Origin of the sequence: Micromonospora sp. NPDC051141 (genome assembly GCF_044455765.1) — a bacterium.
Lineage (GTDB): Bacteria > Actinomycetota > Actinomycetes > Mycobacteriales > Micromonosporaceae > Micromonospora.
Map to the genome: position 1 here is coordinate 484,357 of NZ_JBITFD010000001.1, position 13,623 is coordinate 497,979.

13 protein-coding genes and 2 pseudogenes are annotated in these 13,623 nt (G+C 74.2%); 10 read left to right on the plus strand and 5 right to left on the minus strand.

Annotation, left to right across the window (positions count from 1 at the left end; genetic code table 11):
* The first annotated feature begins 17 nt into the window (after positions 1 to 17).
* From ACIA6B_RS01630 to ACIA6B_RS01640, 3 genes and pseudogenes are all read left to right on the plus strand, one after another.
* Complete coding sequence (locus ACIA6B_RS01630) at positions 18 to 1,049, plus strand: LacI family DNA-binding transcriptional regulator (RefSeq protein ID WP_396769882.1); 1,032 nt, start codon at positions 18 to 20, stop codon at positions 1,047 to 1,049.
* Positions 1,050 to 1,161: 112 nt separating this feature from the next.
* Positions 1,162 to 1,578, plus strand: coding sequence for a tyrosine-protein phosphatase (locus ACIA6B_RS01635; RefSeq protein WP_396769884.1), 417 nt, complete (start codon positions 1,162 to 1,164; stop codon positions 1,576 to 1,578).
* A 67-nt stretch (positions 1,579 to 1,645) separates the two neighbouring features.
* Positions 1,646 to 2,094 (plus strand): annotated as a pseudogene (locus ACIA6B_RS01640) (pyridoxamine 5'-phosphate oxidase family protein).
* 60 nt (positions 2,095 to 2,154) lie between these two features.
* On the opposite strand, the gene ACIA6B_RS01645 reads toward ACIA6B_RS01640, so the two are convergent.
* A complete protein-coding gene (locus tag ACIA6B_RS01645; protein WP_396769886.1) occupies positions 2,155 to 3,099 on the minus strand; it encodes a sugar phosphate isomerase/epimerase family protein in 945 nt (314 codons plus the stop codon).
* A 291-nt stretch (positions 3,100 to 3,390) separates the two neighbouring features.
* Here ACIA6B_RS01645 and ACIA6B_RS01650 point away from each other — a divergent pair.
* Together ACIA6B_RS01650 and ACIA6B_RS01655 are read left to right on the plus strand one after the other, a co-directional pair.
* Positions 3,391 to 3,513: pseudogene (locus ACIA6B_RS01650) on the plus strand (NUDIX domain-containing protein); the annotation flags it as partial.
* 26 nt (positions 3,514 to 3,539) lie between these two features.
* The gene (locus ACIA6B_RS01655) at positions 3,540 to 3,752 is read left to right on the plus strand and encodes a hypothetical protein (protein WP_396770223.1); all 213 of its coding nucleotides are present in this window, start codon (positions 3,540 to 3,542) and stop codon (positions 3,750 to 3,752) included.
* Positions 3,753 to 3,843: 91 nt separating this feature from the next.
* On the opposite strand, the gene ACIA6B_RS01660 is transcribed toward ACIA6B_RS01655, so the two are convergent.
* Positions 3,844 to 4,575 (minus strand): class I SAM-dependent methyltransferase, encoded by a 732-nt coding sequence (locus ACIA6B_RS01660; RefSeq protein ID WP_396769888.1) that lies wholly within the window; start codon positions 4,573 to 4,575, stop codon positions 3,844 to 3,846.
* A gap of 260 nt (positions 4,576 to 4,835) precedes the next feature.
* Here ACIA6B_RS01660 and ACIA6B_RS01665 point away from each other — a divergent pair, with 260 nt between their 5' ends.
* Positions 4,836 to 5,525 carry a DUF6308 family protein gene (locus ACIA6B_RS01665; protein ID WP_396769890.1) on the plus strand — a complete coding sequence of 230 codons (690 nt, stop codon included), beginning with the start codon at positions 4,836 to 4,838 and terminating at the stop codon, positions 5,523 to 5,525.
* A gap of 169 nt (positions 5,526 to 5,694) precedes the next feature.
* Here the strand turns inward: ACIA6B_RS01665 and ACIA6B_RS01670 are convergent, their stop codons facing one another.
* Positions 5,695 to 6,330, minus strand: a complete 636-nt coding sequence (locus ACIA6B_RS01670; RefSeq protein ID WP_396769892.1) for a hypothetical protein — start codon at positions 6,328 to 6,330, stop codon at positions 5,695 to 5,697.
* Complete coding sequence (locus ACIA6B_RS01675) at positions 6,327 to 7,724, minus strand: pyridoxal phosphate-dependent decarboxylase family protein (RefSeq protein WP_396769894.1); 1,398 nt, start codon at positions 7,722 to 7,724, stop codon at positions 6,327 to 6,329. Before ACIA6B_RS01675 ends, ACIA6B_RS01670 begins: the two co-directional genes overlap by 4 nt.
* Positions 7,725 to 7,906: 182 nt before the next feature.
* On the opposite strand from ACIA6B_RS01675, the gene ACIA6B_RS01680 reads away from it, so the two are divergent.
* The gene (locus tag ACIA6B_RS01680; RefSeq protein WP_396769896.1) at positions 7,907 to 8,821 is read left to right on the plus strand and encodes a hypothetical protein; all 915 of its coding nucleotides are present in this window, start codon (positions 7,907 to 7,909) and stop codon (positions 8,819 to 8,821) included.
* Here ACIA6B_RS01680 and ACIA6B_RS01685 read toward each other — a convergent pair.
* Complete coding sequence (locus ACIA6B_RS01685; protein WP_396769898.1) at positions 8,790 to 10,787, minus strand: BTAD domain-containing putative transcriptional regulator; 1,998 nt, start codon at positions 10,785 to 10,787, stop codon at positions 8,790 to 8,792. The genes ACIA6B_RS01680 and ACIA6B_RS01685 overlap by 32 nt on opposite strands.
* A gap of 62 nt (positions 10,788 to 10,849) precedes the next feature.
* Between ACIA6B_RS01685 and ACIA6B_RS01690 the strand changes: the two genes are divergently transcribed.
* The 3 genes from ACIA6B_RS01690 to ACIA6B_RS01700 all read left to right on the plus strand — a co-directional run bounded on the left by ACIA6B_RS01690 (position 10,850) and on the right by ACIA6B_RS01700 (position 13,614).
* On the plus strand, positions 10,850 to 11,728 hold the full coding sequence (locus ACIA6B_RS01690) for an alpha/beta fold hydrolase (protein ID WP_396769900.1): 879 nt from the start codon (positions 10,850 to 10,852) through the stop codon (positions 11,726 to 11,728).
* A gap of 84 nt (positions 11,729 to 11,812) precedes the next feature.
* The gene (locus tag ACIA6B_RS01695; protein ID WP_396769902.1) at positions 11,813 to 12,784 is read left to right on the plus strand and encodes an ATP-binding cassette domain-containing protein; all 972 of its coding nucleotides are present in this window, start codon (positions 11,813 to 11,815) and stop codon (positions 12,782 to 12,784) included.
* 11 nt (positions 12,785 to 12,795) lie between these two features.
* The gene (locus ACIA6B_RS01700) at positions 12,796 to 13,614 is read left to right on the plus strand and encodes an ABC transporter permease (RefSeq protein ID WP_396770211.1); all 819 of its coding nucleotides are present in this window, start codon (positions 12,796 to 12,798) and stop codon (positions 13,612 to 13,614) included.
* Positions 13,615 to 13,623 lie beyond the last annotated feature (9 nt).

Genomic DNA, 13,623 nt, shown 5'->3' on the forward strand with positions numbered 1-13,623 from the left:
CCGCACGGGGGAGATCGATGCAGCCACGGGCGCACGTGACGCTGGAGGACGTGGCCCGGGCCGCCGACGTCTCGCTGGCCACGGCCTCCCGCGCGCTCAACGGCATGCGGGTCACCCCGCACCTGCGGGACCGCGTCCTGGCCGCCGCCGCGCAACTCGCGTACACCCCGAACGCGCACGCCCGGGCGCTGGCCGGGGCCTCCCACCGCACCGTCGGCGTCATCTGTCACGACGTCACCGACCCCTACTTCGCCGCCGTCGCCGGCGGCGTCATGCGGGTCGCCGGCGCCAACGACCTGCTGGTCATGCTGGCCAGCACGTTCCGCGACCCGGAACGCGAGATCGCGTACGTGTCGATGCTGCGCGCCGAACGCGCCCCCGCCATCCTGCTCATCGGCTCCGGCTTCGAGGACACCCGCTGGGAGCGGGCCATGGAGGCCGAGCTGAAGCCCTACCTCGACGGCGGCGGCCGGGTCGCCGTGGTCAGCCGGCACCGCAACCTCAAGGTCGACAGCGTGCTGCCGGAGAACCGGGCCGGTGCCGCCGCCATGGCCCGCGCCCTGCTGGAGCTGGGTCACCGCCGCTTCGCGGTGCTCTCCGGCCCCCGGGCGCTCACCACCGTCATCGATCGGCTCGGCGGCTTCCGGGACGAATTGGCCGCCGCCGGCGTCACCCTCGACCCGGCCGACGTGATCGAGGGGCCGTTCACCCGCGACGGCGGCTACCAGGCGATGACCGAGCTGCTCACCCGCGGCCTGGACGCCACCTGCGTGTTCGCGGTGACCGACGTGATGGCCATCGGCGCGTACGCGGCGCTGCGCGACCACGGGCTCTCGGTGCCCGGTGACGTGTCCGTCGCCGGGTTCGACGACATCCCGATCGTCCGCGATCTCACCCCGCCGCTGACCACCGTGGCGCTGCCGCTGCGTGAGATCGGCGAGAAGGTGATGGAGCTGGCGCTCACCGAGAACACCACCCGCCGCCGGCGGATCCTGCGCCTGAGTGGCGAGGTGGTGCTGCGCGCCAGCACCGCCAAGGTGGGCGCGTGACCGGGGCGACCTCCGATCCGGCGGCCCAGAGCTCGGCGTGGACGTGTCGGCGGGCCGCGACTCGGCCGTGAAGGTGTCGGCCCGGGCCTGCACACCGGCGTACCCTCGGATCGTGCCCCGGCTGAGTTGGCCCGACCTGCGCAACGCGCGGGACCTGGGCGGCATCGCGACCATCGGCGGCGGGCGCGTCCGCGATCGGGTGTTGGTCCGCACCGACAACCACCACCGGCTCGGCGCCGCCGGACTCGCCGCCCTCCGGGGGTACGGCGTGAGCCGCGTGCTCGACCTGCGCTGGCCCTCCGAGGCGGCGGCGGGCCCGAGCCCACCGGCCGCCGACGCGTCCTACCGACTCGTCCCGGCCTGCTTCGATCCGACCGGCGACGAGGACATCCCGCCGGACAGCTACCGGTTGCTGGTGGACGCCAGCCGGGACCACCTGCACGCGCGCTACGGCGGCGTCACCGACTACCTGCTCGGCTCCGGCGTGACACCCGCCCACCTGTCCGCGGTCCGCGCCCGGCTGACCTGAGGGCTGTCGGCCGGCGCCCGCCTCCGGGCCCGGGCCGGTAGTGTTCCGCCATGATCGAGGATGTCACGTGCCGTTGACGAATCCGTGGCTGGCCGGGCCGACACCGACGAGGAAGCTGGACCGGGAACGCATCGAGGAGCGCATCCACAACCTGCTGTCGTCGCAGAACATGTGCGTGCTCGCCACCACCGGCCCGGACGGGCCGCTGGCCACCCCGGTGCGCTACTACCCGCTCGACTTCACACTGATGTTCACCGCAGCGCCCCGCTGGTCGGGCTGGCCAGCAGTCGCGGCGCGCAGGTGTTCGGCACCGCCCGGATGCTCGCCCCGGACCATCCGGACCACGCGCACCACTGGTCGGCGTTCCGCTGGCAGAACGAGCACGCCGAGCGGGGCCGGTCGCTTGCCGAGCCGCCCCAGGAGACACTCGTGGTCGTCGAGGCGCAGCGGATCGTCTACACCGAACACTGGCTGCGCCGCGAGGGCTACGCCCCGCGCCAGCACTGGCGCCGCTGACCAGGACGGCGCCTACGGCTCGGCCACCCGAGGGTGCGGCGAGCCGTAGGCGCCGTCGTGTCAGTACGTCAGGCGGCGCAGGTAGCGGTAGCCGACCTCGGCGGTCCGCTGCGGCGTCACGTCCGGGGTGTCGTTCTCCACGATGTACTCCAGCACCTGGTGCCGGCGGAAGATCCGGGCGAAGTCGATCATCCCGGTGCCGAGGTCGGCCATGTCGCCGGTGACCGGGTCGCGGTCCTTGACGTGGTACTGCAACACCCGCTGGGGCGCGCAGCGGATGACGTCGAGCGCGAAGCCCTCCGGGTCGTCGACGCCCTCACCCGAGTTGATGCCACCGGTCACCGCCCAGTACAGGTCGATCTCCAGGTGCACCAGGCGCGGGTCCAACTCCTCAGTCAGCACGTCCCACGGACGCCGGCCGTTGCCGAAGTCGATGGTGAACTCGTGCGCGTGGTTGTGGTAGCCGTACCGCAGGCCGGCCCGGCGCGCGGCGGCGGCCTCGACGTTCATCTGTTCCGCCCAGCGCTTCCAGTCGTCCTCGCGGTCGGAGTTCAGGTACGGCACCACCATGAACCGCTGGCCCAGCGTACGGGCGTTGGCGATCTTCTGCTCCAACGCGGCGGCGTCGGCGGCGATCCCGTCGTGGCTGGAGGTGGCCCGGATGCCGATGCCGTCGAGGAACCCGCGCAGCTCCGTCGCGGTGCGGCCGAAGTAGCCGAGCGCCAGCTCCACCCGCGGGTAGCCGATGCGGGCCAGGTGGGCCAGCGTCGCGTCGTAGCCGGGTGCGCCGTTGAGCGCGTCGCGGACCGTCCAGAGCTGAAGGCTGATCAGCTCCTTCGGCACGTGCCGCCGGCCGTGCTGGTGCCCACCGCCGGCCTGGGCCGCGGTCGCGCCGAGCCCGCTGGCCAGCCCGACGCCGGCCAGCGCCGCCAGTGAGCCGCGCAGCAGGTTGCGCCGGTCGAGGGACCGCCGCAGCGCGCCCTCTCCGTCGAATCCGTAACACATGACGTTCTCCTTTTCGCCGGTCTTACGCGGAGGGGACCAGGGCGACCTGGTCGGTGCCGGTCAGCGTGGGCAGCCCGTCGCTCCCGGCGTGGGTTGAGCTGCGGACGGTCGGGCAGGCCATGGGATGCGGCCGACGCTACAAAAGGCATGTCGATATGTCCATAGCTTTCAGCTTTTCCAGCTCAACTTTTGCCCAGATTGGACGAAAGTGGTGTGGCGTGCCATGCTCCGCGCATGACCAGCTACGACGTCGCCCTCGTCCTGCTCGTCGACCCGACCGGCGCGATCCTGATGCAGCACCGCGACGGCAACGCACCCGTCTCGCCGTACCGGTGGAGCCTCCCCGGCGGCAGCATCGAGCCCGGCGAGACACCCGAGCAGGCCGCCCGCCGCGAGCTGCGGGAGGAGACCGGCCTGACCGCCGGCGACCTGCGCCTGCTGTGGAGCGGCCCCGACCGTACGAGGAAGGCTTCCCGCACGCCGTCACCGTGTACGTGTTCCGCGGCGTCACGGACGCCCGGCAGGAGGACGTGGTGCTCGGCGAAGGGCAGGCCATGGTCTTCGTGCCGCGCGACCAGGTGCTCGACCGGGAACTGGCGGTCGGCACCGCCAAGGTCCTGTCGCTGCACCTGGCCGACCCCGAGGTCGGCTAGCGTCCGGTCACGTCCCGGCGTCGGCCCGGCGTCGGACTGTGTCGGCCGGCCGCTGTCGAGCTGAGAGCGGAAACGACTCAAGCGGCGATGATCAACGCACGACCAGCAGGTCCAACGCGTCGACCACCGGCCCGGTGTCGGCCCGGGCTGCCTCGCGCAGGCGCGCGACCCCGGCCGCGTATTCGGCATCGGTGATCAATTGAAGCGGCGTGTGCGCCTCCCGGCGCAGCGTGCCCGCCGCCTCCCGTAGCGACCTCGCGGTGACCTGCGGGACCGGCTCGACGGACGCGGCGGGGAAACCGGCGTCGGCGAAGGCCGACTCGACCTCGGCGATGCCGGGGTACGTGTCGAGCACGCGCACGGCCTCCGGGAAGTAGCGGAACAGCGTGATCGCCCGGTGCCGGCCGGCGAACGCCGAGCGGATGAGCACCGGGCCGCCGGGCCGCACCACCCGGCGCAGCTCGCGCGCCGCGGCGACGAGGTCGGGCAGGTGGTGGATCACGGTGGAGACCCACGCGCCGTCGACGCTGCCGTCGCCGAGCGGGAGGCCCGCCGCGTCGCCGCCCAGGAGCGGCCGGAACGCGGCGCGGGCGCGCATCGCCGGCGACGGCTCGACGGCGACGACGTGCAGGCCCGGAAACCAGGTGGTGAAGGCACGCGCCCAACTGCCGGTGCCGGCCCCCAGGTCGAGCAGGCGGGTGCCGGGCCGCGGGGCGAGGTGCCGGGCGACCGCCTCCCGCCACGCGGTGAGCCCGTCGTCGGCGAGGTGCCGGGTCGCCGCGAAGGCTGCCGCGTCGGTGTCGTCGTACGCGATGCGGGCCATGTCGCCGAGTCAACTATCCGCTGGGCGCCCGGAGCAAGCGTGGTGAGGAACCGCACGCGTCACGCACAGTCTGGCACGCCCGAAACGGAATGCCTCATCGATGGCTGTCGCCAATGAGTTGCTCGGCCCGCTCCGCCTCCGGGCCGGAGGAGTCGCGTTCCCGACCGAGACGTCGATCCACTTCGGACGTCTGGTTGGCTGGCTCGATCATCCCCGGAGCGACGTGAGAGGCGACGCGGCCCGGACCTCGAAGGAGACCCATGCGCCAACCCCTTACCCTCGCCGAGATCCTGGCCGTGCTGGCCGCCCCGAAATCGGTCGGCGACCTCCGGAGCTACTTCCACGGTGTCGCCGACGCGGCCTACACGGGCGGGCAGTTCGACCTGCTGGGCGGCGGTGGATCCCGCCCGGAAGTCGCGGACATCGTCACCGCCGAGGACCTGATCGCGGTGGAACTGCTCAGCGTGACCATCCGCCACCGACAACGGCTCGACCTGCTCCATGGCCCACTCGGTCGGGAGGTTTCCGCGGCGCTGGCCGCGATCCCGACCGACGTCGAGTTGGGGGAGGACGACGCGCTCGGGTACGTCGTCGAGGGCGGTGCGGCCGACACCGCGTGGTGCCGGCTCCGCGCCGCGCCCAACATCGACTGGGTCATCGCCGGCAAGTTGCTCGCCCGTAAGCGCCCGAGGCTCGTGCCGGTTTACGACCGCGTGGTGTCCTGCGCCTACGGCACGCGGAGCGGCTTCTGGGCATGGCTGCACGACATGCTCCGCGAAGACGGCGGTGCCCTGGTGCGACAACTCGACGCCCTGCACCGGGAGGCCGAGCTACCGGCTGCGGTCAGCCGCTTGCGGGTGCTCGACGTGGTGTCCTGGATGCGGCATCGGCACGCCCACCTTTCCAGCGACTGTCCCGGCCTGCGGCTGCCCGTTTCCGTGCAGAGATGAGATGCGCGAGATCACCATCCGCACCCTCGCCGGAGGACATCGTCAACCGTCACGCAGACAGCCAGGTCGCGCCGGGCACCGGTCCCGTTGCCCTGCCGCCACCTGATGCACCCGCCAACGGGAGGGCCGACCGCCGGCCGCGTGGATGCGTGAGGACGAGGGACATGGGTCAACCCTGGAGCCGCTGTGCCCAGAAGACCTGGTCATCGGGTCCCAGGTAGACCAGTGCCAACAGCAGATCGGGCAGCGTCACCGGTGCGGTGGCCATCGGGAACTCCCGTTGGTGCGTCTCCAGGTGCGGAAAGAGCGCCACGAACGTCACCGGCGAGGCGTCGGCGTCTCCGATCGCCAGTCGACTTCCCCCGCTGTACCACCCGGATCCGCCAACCCGGAGAGGGCCCGCGCCGCGCAACCAGGGGTAGTGGTCGGCGATTCTGTTCTCCACCCCGGCGCTGCCCAAGCCGACGCTCTCCTGCGGCGCGGCCACTGCGAACACCGACGGTTTGAGGTCGGTGCGCTTGTCGATGAGGAAGAGCGCGAAGTATCCGCCGTCGAGTGATGCCGACGGCGTCTGCCAGGACACCCGGCCCAGCACCAGTTGGTCACCGCCGGACGCCACCGGCGCCTGGTACGCGGAACCGAGCGCCGCCTGCGCCTGCTCGTAGCTGACGAACTCCAACGATGACCGCAGGTGCAGTGCCTCCGGCCCGTAGGGTGGACGCTGGTGCCACCAGCGCCACCCGCCGACTGCCGCCACGACCACCACCAGCGCCACCGCTGCAGAAGCCGCCCGTCGCCACCTCACGACCGAGAGTGCATCATGCCGTCGCCTCTCCGGGCGAGTCGGACGATCGCGGCCACCGACCGGTCCACGTCCGCCTCCGTCGTCGTCGCGTTCGACACCGAGATCCGCATCAACCGTCGCCCCCGCCACGTCGTTCCGCCCACCCAGCACGTGCCGTCGGCCTGCACCGCGGCCACCAGCCGGTCGGTGCGCGTGTCGTCGCCGAAGCCGACCAGCACCTGGTTGAGCACCACGTCGTTGACCACCTCGAACCCGGCCGCGGTCAACCCGTCGGCGAACCGGCGGGCCAGCGCGCAGCACCGGTCCACCAGCGCGGTGACGCCGTCGCGGCCCAGCTCCCGCAGGCCGGCCCAGACCGCGAAGCCACGGGCGCGGCGGGAGGACTCCGCGGTCAGGTCCGCGCCCGCCGGCGCTCCACCGGAACCCACGAGGTACGCGGCCGAGTACGACATTGCCGCCGCGTGCGCTTCGGGCCGGGCGCAGAACGCGAACGCGGTGTCGTACGGCAGGTTGAGCCACTTGTGCCCGTCGCAGGCCCACGAGTCGGCCGCCTCGATGCCGTCCACCAGGTGCCGGGTGGCCGGGCTGGCGGCGGCCCACAGCCCGAACGCGCCGTCCACGTGCACCCAGCCGCCGTGCCGGTGCACAAGTTCGCCGGCCCGGCGCAGCTCGTCGCAGGCGCCGGTGTTCACGTTGCCGGCCTGGAGGCAGACGATCGTGGGGCCGGGCCCGGCGTCGCGCAGCGCCGCCGCCAGCGCGTCCGGGTCGATCGCGCCCTGCGGGCCGGCCGGCACCTCGCGCAGCGCGTCGGTGCCGAGGCCGAGCAGGCGCAGCGACCGGTCGACGGTGGCGTGCCGTTCGGCGCCGGCGAGCACCCGCACCGGCGGCGCGCCGAGCAGGCCGCCTCGTTCCACGTCCCAGCCGGCGTCGGCGAGGACCTGGTGCCGGGCGGCGGCGAGCCCGGCGGTGTTGGCGGCCTGGCCGCCCGTGACGAAGCCGACCGACGCCGACGCCGGCAGCCCCAGCAGGTCCTTGAGCCAGGTGCCGGCGGCGGTCTCGGCGGCGACCGCGGCCGGCGAGGTGACCGCGTTGAACGCGATCTGGTCCCAGCCGGCGGCGAGCATGTCGGCGGCGGTGGCGGCCGGGGACGCGCCGCCGACCACGAAGCCGAAGTAGCGCGGCCCGGCGGTGGCGACCAGCCCCGGGTCGGCGGCGGCCACCAGTTCGGCCAGCACCTGGTCCGGGGGTGTGGGCGCGGCCGGCAGCGGGGTGGCGAACGCGCGGGTCAGCGCCGCCTGGTCGACGGGCACACCGACCGGCCGCTCCGGCAGTGACCGTCGGTAGTCGGCGGCGTGGTCGGCGGCCCGCCGGAACAGCTCCCTCGGCTCGTCCATCGCCGCACCCTAGCGCCGTGACTGCCGGCTCGGGACGGCGGTCGGGCGGCCGGCACATGCGGAGTGAGTGCTGAGTGACGCCCGTGACCGCTGGCTCACCCACGGACTCCTGCGTTTGTGTGGAGTGGGTCGGACCGTCGGTGGCTTTCCCGCCGACGAACAGGCGCCCCGGGGGAGGACCCATGAGTCTGCGGAGATTGTTGGACAGCACACCCGCCCAACTGGCCGGACGGAGTGCCGACCTGCTTCAGTTGGTCGTCCTCACCGGTACGGCCCTCGCGACGCTGTACGGCGTCGGTACCACCTGGGTGGTGGCCCTGCACCTCCCACCGCTGGCGCTCGTCCTGCTGGCGCCGCTCCTGCTCACCGTGGTGGTGACGGCGTACTACCTCCGGTGTGTCTACCGCCCACCGGACTTCGTCATCGAGGAACTCGACGGTTCGCTGGTCGTCACGCGGGTTCCTGGTGACGACGGTCCCGACCACCACCGCTACGCCTACACCCGGCGGCAGCGCGTCCGGGCCACGCGGCAGATCCGGTTGGTGGGCGTACGTTCCCACTGGAGTGGCCAGAACCGGGTGGTCGAGGAGGCGAGTTCGCTGTTTCCGGAGCATCGCCTGCTCGACGGTGCCGTCGCCGAGGAGGACGGGCGCGTCTACCGGTGGCTGTACCTGCTCGGCCCGCTCGCCCGCGGCCGTCGGGTGAACGTCGGAATCAAGCAGGTGTTCGAGGACGTGTACGCGCCGATGAAGCCGTACTACCGGGAGAGCTGCGAGGAGCGACAGGTTCGGAAGCTGTCGGTTCGGGTGCAGTTCGACCACGGGGACGCGCCGGCCGAGGCGTGGCACGTGGTGTGGCGGAGGACGCGGTCGGGGTCGAGTCGTCAGGAGGTCGCCCGTACCCGCTGCCGGCCCAGCGCCGAGCCGACGGGGGAGAAGGTCGTCTACGAGTTGACCCGCCGGCGACCGGACCCGGAGTGCGCCTACGGGATCTGGTGGCGGTGGCCGGAGGAGCCGCCTCGGCGAAACGCGGATGCGGCGGCGCGGCGGGCCGGGGACGAGGGCGTCATTCGGACGCCGTCCCGAGAGCGGCGGTGAGTCGGTCGAGGTGGGTCGCGACCGGTCCGGCGGTGAGCATGCCGCTGCCCGCGCCGGCCACCTCGTGCGCCGCCGGGGCGAGCGCGGCCCGGGCCCGCCGCATCGCGGCCCGGTCGCCGAGCGCCGCTGCGGCGCGGCCGGTCAGGCACCACAGCGCCTCGCACAGCAGGTCGGGCGGGGGCGCGGGGGTCCGGCGCAGCGCGACGGCGGCGTCCGCGGGGCGGTCGGCGGCGAGCAGAACCAGCGGGCGGGCCCAGGGCGCGTACGGACCCCAGTCGGTGTCGTCGGGGAAGTCGGCGGGCCGGTCGTGCCACACCCGCAGGCACAGCAGCGCCAACGGGAGCAGGCCGCGCGCCACGCCGGGCATGCCGCAGCCGGTCAGCCGGGGTGCGGCCGACCGGTAGGCGGCCTCGGCCCGCGGGTACGGCGCGCCGGTCGCCGCGGTTCGCATGGCCCGGTACCACGTGGTGAACACGCCGGTGAGCGGGGACTCGTGCCGGTCGGCGAGCCGGTCCGCGGCGTCCGCGTGCGCGTCGGCGCCGGCGAAGTCGGCGAGCGCGCCCCGGGCCTGCATCCGGATCAGGTGTCCGAGGATCTCGACCGGGGCCTGGCCGTGCCGGGCGGCCAGCGCGACCAGTTCCGCGCCGACGGCGTCCCGTTCGGCGGCCAGCCCGGTGCGGTGGAACGTCTGCAGGAACACGCCGTTGAGCGCCTGGGCCAGCAGCGCCGGGTCGGCCAGTCGCCGGGCGATCGCCTCGGCCTGCCGGGCCGCCTCGGGCCCCCGCGTCGACGGCAGGCCGCGTGACTCGACCGCGACGGTGGCGAGCAACCGCGCCCGGGTTGTCTCCGGCCCGTCCGGGCCGAGGCCGGCGAGCGCCCGCTCCGCCGCGGTCACCACCCGGGCCGCCTGTTCCGGGTCGTCCGACCGGGTCCAGATCGCCGGCACGTCGTACCCGCCGATCACCCGCGCGGTGAGGTCCGGGTCGCCGAGCTGCTCGGCCGCGTCGATGGCCGCCAGCCGCTGGTCACGGGCGGCGGCCAGGCCGCCCGGCCCGGTCACCGCGAGGCTGCGCAGCAGGCCGACGGTGGACTCCAGCCGGGCCCGCGCGCCCGGCACCACGCTGCGCTGGTACGCCGCGGCGGCCTCCGCCCAGACGTGCGCGGGACCGGACGGCTCGGGGTCGGCCTGGCGTCTCAGGTCGGTCTCCAGCCGGCGCAGTCGCGGGCCGGGGTCCAGCCCGAGCTGGTCGCGCAGCAGTTCGCGGGCCCGGCGCAGCACCGCGAGCGCGTCGGCCTGCCGCCCGGCCCGGTAGAGCGCCAGCGCCAGCAGCCGCCAGCCGTCCTCCCGCCACGGGTGGTCCGCCACGTGGGCGTCCAGGTCGGGTACCGCGTCGGCGGCCCGGTCGAGCGTGAGCAGCGCCTCGGCCCGGCGTTCGACGGCGGTGAGCCGCACCTGGTCGAGCCGGGCGCGTTCGGCGTGCGCCCACGACCTGTCGACGTCGGCGTACCCGGGCCCGCGCCACAGGCCCAGCGCCGCGTCGAGCCGGTCGAGTGTCGGCCGGGGCAGCGCGTCGGCGGCGTCGGCAACCGCGGTCTCGAAGCGCCAGGCGTCGACCGTGTCCGGGGCGGCGCGCAGCGCGTACCCCGGTCCGTCGGTGACCAGCAGCCGGGCCGGCTGCCGCGGTGGGCGGTGCGGTTCCAGGCCGCGACGCAGCGCCGCCACGAACGTGCGGACCGCGCCGACCGCGCCGGCCGGCGGGTCGTCCCAGAGGTCCTCGACGAGGTGCCCGACCGGCACCACCCGACCCCGGGCCGCGATCAGCCGGGCCAGCACCGCGCGGTGCCGTGGACCTCGCAGGTCGACGGGTGCGCCGGTGTCGTCCCAGGCCGTCACCGGACCGAGCACACCGAAGTTGACCCGCACCGACCGTTCCCCTCCTCGACCGGGCCACCGTACCGCGCTCATCGGTTGCTCATCCGGTGCGGCGACGCTGGTCGGGCCCAGTTGAGCGGAGAAGGGAACGACCGATGACCTCCACCATCGCCGGATTCGACACGCGACGGGTCACCGTCGCCGAGGACGTGGCGCTGCACGTGGCCGTGGGCGGCTCGGGCAGCCCGATCGTGCTGCTGCACGGCTTCCCGCAGACCCACCTGATGTGGCGGCACGTCGCCGCCGACCTGGCAACCGACCACACCGTCATCTGCCCGGACCTGCGCGGGTACGGGGCCAGCGACAAGCCGGCCGCCCGCGACGAGGACACGTACGCGAAGCGGACCATGGCCGCCGACGTGGTGGCCCTGGCCCGGGCGCTCGGCCACGAGCGGTTCGCGCTCGCCGGCCACGACCGGGGCGCCCTGGTCGCGGTCCGGGCCGGTCTCGACCACCCGGACGCGGTCACCCACCTGGCGTCGCTGGACGTCCTGCCCACCCTCGACATGTGGGAGGTGCTGCACGGCGCGTCCGCGTCGGTCGCGTTCCACCTCTACCTGATGGCCCAGCCGCCCGGCCTGCCGGAGCGGATGATCTCGGCCAGCGCGGACGACTTCTTCGGGTACTTCCTCGACGCCTGGGCCGGCGACCCGACGGCCATTCCGGCCGACGTGCGCGCCGAGTACCTGCGGGCCTCCCGGGAGGCGGTCGACTCGATCGTCGCGGACTACCGCGCCTCGGCCGGGATCGACGTCGCGCACGACCGGGCGGACCGGGCCGCCGGACGGCGGCTGAAGATGCCGGTCACGGTGATCCAGCAGGACTGGGGCGCGGCGCTCGGCTACGACGCGGCGGCGGTGTGGCGGGCCTGGGCCCCCGACCTGGAGCACCGCACCACCTCCGCCGGGCACTTCCTGGCGGAGTCGGCGCCGGCCGAGGTCAGCGCCGCGCTGCGCGCGCTGCTGGCCCGGTAGCGGCGCGTCCACTGTCCCGTACGTCTTACCGTATCATGTACGCTGGCGTTGCCGTCGGGGCGACACTGCGGAGGAGGGCGCGACGTGGCAGCGGGCGAACACGCGATCATCGCGGAGGGGCTACGCAAGCGGTACGGCGACAGAAACGTCCTGGACGGGTTCGCCCTACGGGTCCCGCCGGGCACCGTGTGCGGCCTGCTCGGCCCGAACGGCGCCGGCAAGACCACCGCGGTGCGGATCCTGTCCACCCTGCTCCGGTTCGACGAGGGGCGGGCCGAGGTCGCCGGCGTTGACGTCGCCCGCCGGCCCGACCAGGTGCGCCACCGCATCGGTCTGGTCGGGCAGCACGCCGCGCTGGACGAGGTGCTCAGCGGTTACCAGAACCTGGTCATCTTCGGCCGCCTCTGCCACCTCGGCACGAAGCGGGCCCGGCAGCGCGCCACCGAGCTGCTGGAGCGCTTCGGCCTCGCCGGCGCCGGCGACACGCCGGTCAAGGCGTACTCGGGCGGCATGCGGCGCCGGCTCGACCTCGCCGCCGGCATGATCCTCACGCCGTCGGTGCTCTTCCTCGACGAGCCGACCACCGGCCTGGACCCCCGAGGCCGCAACGAGGTCTGGGAGTCGGTCCGCGAGCTGGTCCGCTCCGGCACCACCGTGCTGCTCACCACGCAGTACCTGGACGAGGCCGACCGGCTCGCCGACCAGATCTCGGTGCTGGACAGCGGGCGGGTCATCGCCACGGGCAGCCCCGACGAGTTGAAGTCGCGGCTCGGCGGCGACCGGCTCGACCTCGTGCTGCACGACGCCGGTGACCTGGCCGTGGCCGCCGCGCGGCTGCGGCTGGTCGCCGGCGCGGAGCCGGAGGTCGACCCCGACCGCCGCCGGGTCAGCGCCCCGGTCGGGGACCGGGTCGGCGCGCTCACCGAGGTGCTGCGGGCGCTCGACGCGGGCGGCGTCACCGTGGCCGACGTGGCGCTGCGCCGCCCGACGCTCGACGAGGTGTTCCTGCACCTGACCGGCCACCGCTCGCGGGCGGCCGAGGAGGTGGCCGCGTGACCGGCGCGACCCTGCCCACCGCGGTCGGCCCGGCCGCCGTGCCCGGGCGGCCGTTCCTGCTCGCCGACAGCGTCACCCTGACCCGGCGCGGCCTGGCGCACTGGCGTCGCGACCCGGGGCCGCTTGTCGCGTCGCTGGGCTTCGACGTCGTCATGGTGCTGATGTTCGCCTACCTGTTCGGCGGCGCGCTCCGGGTGCCGGGCGGCGGCAGCTACCGCGAGTTCCTGATGCCCGGCATGTTCGCCATGACCATGGTGTTCGGCATCAGCCTCACCACCCTGGCCGTCTCCGCCGACGTCGACCGGGGCGTCACCGACCGGCTCCGGTCGATGCCGGTGTCGCCGTTGGCCCCGCTGGTCGGCCGTGCCGCAGCCGACATGCTGTTCGCGGTGGTCACCCTGGCGGTGATGGTGCTCGCCGGCCTCGCCGTGGGATGGCGGGCGCACGGCGGCGTCGGCGACACGCTCGCCGCGTTCGGGCTGATCCTGCTGCTGCGTTTCGCCCTGGTCTGGGTCGGCATCTTCCTCGGCCTGGTGATGAAGGGGCAGCAGGCGGTCGCCGGCGTGCAGACGCTGGAGTTCCCGCTCGGCTTCCTGTCCAACGCGTTCGTGGCGCCGTCCACCATGCCCGCGTGGCTCGGGACGGTGGCGGAGTGGAACCCGCTGTCGGCCACCGTCGGCGCCGTCCGGGAGCTGTTCGGCAACCCCGGCTGGGGCGGTGACTCCTGGGTGGTGTCCCACTACCCGGTGCTGGCGGTGGCGTGGCCGTTGGTCCTGGTGGCGGTCTTCCTGCCGCTGGCGGTCGGCAGGTACCGCTCCTTGCGCGACTGACCGCCCCGC

What these genes read in the sequence shown, in the direction of transcription:
- ACIA6B_RS01630 (WP_396769882.1), top strand. Translation starts at nt 18, where the DNA reads ATGCAGCCACGGGCGCACGTGACGCTGGAGGACGTGGCCCGGGCCGCC.
- ACIA6B_RS01645 (WP_396769886.1), bottom strand. Translation starts at nt 3,099, where the DNA reads ATGTGTTACGGATTCGACGGAGAGGGCGCGCTGCGGCGGTCCCTCGAC.
- ACIA6B_RS01660 (WP_396769888.1), bottom strand. Translation starts at nt 4,575, where the DNA reads ATGGCCCGCATCGCGTACGACGACACCGACGCGGCAGCCTTCGCGGCG.
- ACIA6B_RS01665 (WP_396769890.1), top strand. Translation starts at nt 4,836, where the DNA reads ATGCGCCAACCCCTTACCCTCGCCGAGATCCTGGCCGTGCTGGCCGCC.
- ACIA6B_RS01675 (WP_396769894.1), bottom strand. Translation starts at nt 7,724, where the DNA reads ATGGACGAGCCGAGGGAGCTGTTCCGGCGGGCCGCCGACCACGCCGCC.
- ACIA6B_RS01680 (WP_396769896.1), top strand. Translation starts at nt 7,907, where the DNA reads ATGAGTCTGCGGAGATTGTTGGACAGCACACCCGCCCAACTGGCCGGA.
- ACIA6B_RS01685 (WP_396769898.1), bottom strand. Translation starts at nt 10,787, where the DNA reads ATGAGCGCGGTACGGTGGCCCGGTCGAGGAGGGGAACGGTCGGTGCGG.
- ACIA6B_RS01690 (WP_396769900.1), top strand. Translation starts at nt 10,850, where the DNA reads ATGACCTCCACCATCGCCGGATTCGACACGCGACGGGTCACCGTCGCC.